At 65.1% G+C, this 2,295-nt stretch carries 2 protein-coding genes; both read left to right on the top strand.

Annotation, left to right across the window (positions count from 1 at the left end):
- Positions 1 to 1,930: ArnT family glycosyltransferase (locus tag NJ959_RS28770; RefSeq protein WP_254015184.1), on the top strand; the 1,930-nt coding region annotated here is incomplete at its 5' end.
- A gap of 36 nt (positions 1,931 to 1,966) precedes the next feature.
- Positions 1,967 to 2,295: nitrilase-related carbon-nitrogen hydrolase (locus NJ959_RS28765; protein WP_305069171.1), on the top strand; the 329-nt coding region annotated here is incomplete at its 3' end.

Genomic DNA, 2,295 nt, shown 5'->3' with positions numbered 1-2,295 from the left:
GGCCCTTGAGGCTGCGCTTGGTTTGGCGGCAATGCTCACGATGAGCCACTTGCTGGGACAGGTGGGATTGCTGCACGGAATAGTCGGGCTGGTCGTGTCGCTCGCGATTGCCGTGGCGGGGATCGGGCGGGGCGTGGTGGATGGTGTTCGCTGGCGGAAGGAGCGGGCGAATCGTGCGGTTGTGGGCCGGCCGACGGCGTTCGAAACGCTCGCGAAGATCGCGTGTGGCATTCCCCTTGGTGTCACGCTTTTCGCGATCGTCAATCCGCCGGGTGTGCTGTGGGGGAGTGAGTTTGGCGGGTACGACGCGCTGAGTTACCACCTGCAACTGCCACAGGAATGGCTCGCGAACGGACGGCTTGCTCCCGTTGAGCACAACGTGTACTCGTTCTTGCCCGGGTACATGGAGGCCGCGTTTCTGCACATCGCGGCGATGTCCAATGCCCCCACGTCGAGCGCGTTCCCGCACGGACCGATGGGCTTGCTTGCGGGCGATGGATGGCGCGTGATTGCGTGCCAGGCGTTGCATGCGGGGGTGATGGTGCTCGCTTCGTGGTTGTGTGGCGTGCTGGGATCGCGCGCGGCGATGGCGCGCGGCGCGAGTGAAGAGCGGGCGAGAGCCGCGGGTTGGTGTGCGGCGTTGCTCGTGCTGTTCACGCCCTGGTCGATCGTGGTGGGAACGCTCGCGTACAACGAGATGGCGCTGGTGGCGATGATTGCTGGCGCGATGATCGTGGCGGTTGATGGCGAGTTGTCGCCAGTTCGGAGGGGCGTGTTGTCGGGGGTGTTGATCGGAGCCGCGTGCGGTGCGAAGCCCACGGCGTTGCTCTTTGCGGGCGTGCCCACGGGGCTAGTGCTGCTGGGGATGATGCCGTTGAGGCAGTGGTGGAGGGCGGCGGTCTTTGGCGCGAGCGCGGGGCTGATCATGCTGCTGCCATGGATGGTGCGCAACTGTATGGCGTGCGGGAATCCGCTGTTTCCGTTCGCGTTGACCAAGTACCTGGGCACGGCACACTGGTCTGCGGAGCAGGTCGCGAACTTCCTGCAGCACCATGTTTCGAACGAGCCGCTGATGGATCGCGTGAAGTTGCTTGCGCTTCCCGATGCGAACGATCCCGCGGCGAGCGCAGGACGAGCGGTCTATCGCGGCATGAGCCATCCGCAATGGGGCGTGTTGTTCCTGATCTCGCTTGCGAGCATCACGCACGCGCTCTTCTGGGTGCGCGGGCGAGGGAGGTTGCTGGCCGCGTTGCTGTCGGCGGGTGTTTTTGTGCAGGTCGTGCTGTGGCTGACCACGACGCACGTGCAGAGCCGATTCCTGATGCCGATGCTGGTGCCTTGCGTGGCGCTGGTCGCGCTGGCGTTTGATACGCCAGTTGCTGGCGAGGGCAAGCCGGGTGGTCTGCGGCATCTCTCGCGCACGATCATGAACATCAGTGCTGTCGCGGTCATCGCGGTGCAGTGCGGGTTCCTGGTGTGGACGGTGCAGCAGCAGCGTGGGGGCACGCCGACGGCGTTGATGCCGCTGGAGCCTGCGGACTTCACGAGTGATGCGTGGCATCGCGAGACGGATCCTGTGCGCCGCGAGCGGCTTGTGGCGAGTTCTGCGGCGATCGGGGTGGCGGCGCTCGTGCCTGCGGGGGAGCGTGTGCTGCTCTTGGGCGAGGGCGCGCCGTTCTGTTTTCCGGCTGATGTGAAGTACAACGTCGTGTGGGACCGTTGGCCATTCGCGGATGGGGAGTTGACCGATTTGGCGGCGAAGTTTGTGCTGGTCGATCTTGGCTCGATCGCGCGGTACGAGCGTTCGGGGTACTTGCCCAAAGGGGTGAGTGTCCGAGCCGTGCAGGAGTGGATGGTGCGAAGGACGCGGGGGATTCGGCAGTGGGAGGGAGAGGGCAAGGTGTTGGTTGAGGTTATTGGCGAGCGTTGAGCCTTGCGACGCGCGGTCCATCTACCATCCCCGCGCATGAAGATCGCTTTGGTGCCGCTCAATCCGGTGGTGGGGGACGTTGCCGGCAACGCCGCGTTGCATGTGGCGGCGATCGCGCGGGCGCGTGAGGCCGGTGCCGATCTCGTCGTGTTCCCGGAACTGTCGATCTGTGGCTATCCACCCAAGGACTTGTTGCTCGCGGAGGGGTTTGTCGAAGCGTGCATGGCCGCGGCGAAGGAAGTTGGCGAGAAGCACTCGAAGGGCGGGACGGCGATCTTTGGATTGCCGCTGCCGATGGATCGTGCGACGTATCCCCCCGGCGGGCCCATTCGTAACTCGCTCTTGGTGTATCGCGACTGTCCCTT

Origin of the sequence: Limnofasciculus baicalensis BBK-W-15, from assembly GCF_024178385.1 — a bacterium.
Lineage (GTDB): Bacteria > Cyanobacteriota > Cyanobacteriia > Cyanobacteriales > Coleofasciculaceae > Limnofasciculus > Limnofasciculus baicalensis.
The sequence above is the reverse complement of the archived record's forward strand: the minus strand, read 5'-3'. Positions and strand labels throughout refer to the sequence as shown.